We start from the raw sequence: 966 nt of genomic DNA on the forward strand, positions 1-966 counted from the left end.
GGCCTCGAGCTTTCCCGCCAGACCCTGGCGCGCTGGGTGATCCAGTGCGGCCAGCAGCTGCAACCGGTGCTCAACCTGCTGCGCGACCAGCTGTTCGACAGCCGCGTGATCCACTGCGACGAAACCCGGGTGCAAGTGCTCAAGGAACCGGACCGAGCGCCCAGTAGCCAATCTTGGATGTGGGTGCAAACCGGCGGCCCGCCGGATAAGCCGGTGATCCTCTTCGACTACTCATCCAGCCGCGCGCAGGAAGTGCCGTTGCACCTGCTCGAGGGCTATCGCGGCTACCTGATGACCGACGACTACGCCGGCTATAACGCCGTGGCCGCGCGGGACGGCGTCGAACGCCTGGCCTGCTGGGCCCATGCGCGGCGCAAGTTCGTCGAGGCGCAAAAGGTGCAACCCAAGGGCAAGACCGGGCGCGCCGACATCGCCCTGGGCTTGATCAACAAGCTCTACGGCATCGAGCGCGACCTCAAGGCGGCGAGCGACGAAGCCCGGCAGGCCGGGCGGCAGCAGCACAGCGTGCCGCTGCTCGCGCAGCTACGCGCCTGGCTGGAGAAAACCCAGCCCCAGGTCACCGCGCAGAATGCCCTGGGCAAGGCGCTGAGCTACCTGGCCAGCAACTGGAGCCGCCTGGTGCGCTACGTCGAAGCCGGCTTTTTACCGATCGACAACAACGCGGCCGAGCGGGCCATCCGGCCTTTCGTTATCGGCCGCAAGAACTGGCTGTTCAGCGACACGCCCCGGGGCGCGTCCGCCAGCGCCCAGCTCTACAGCCTGGTGGAAACCGCCAAGGCCAACGGCCAGGAACCCTACGCCTACCTGCGCCACGTCCTCGAACGACTGCCTCAGGCCCAGGCCGTCGAGGACTACGACGCGCTGCTGCCGTGGAACTGCACACCGACCCTGCCTCGCTAAACGAAACACCCAGCGGTCAATAGGTGGTGTTCGTGGATCGCGTAC

At 66.9% G+C, this 966-nt stretch carries 1 protein-coding gene; it reads left to right on the plus strand.

All coding sequences use genetic code 11. The features are described 5' to 3' along the window. Window positions 1-921 (plus strand): IS66 family transposase (tnpC, locus tag VF716_RS20300; RefSeq protein ID WP_440552922.1); only part of this gene is annotated, 921 nt, incomplete at its 5' end. Window positions 922-966 lie beyond the last annotated feature (45 nt).

It is taken from the genome of Stutzerimonas sp. Brlt_14 (genome assembly GCF_051948915.1).
Lineage (GTDB): Bacteria > Pseudomonadota > Gammaproteobacteria > Pseudomonadales > Pseudomonadaceae > Stutzerimonas > Stutzerimonas stutzeri.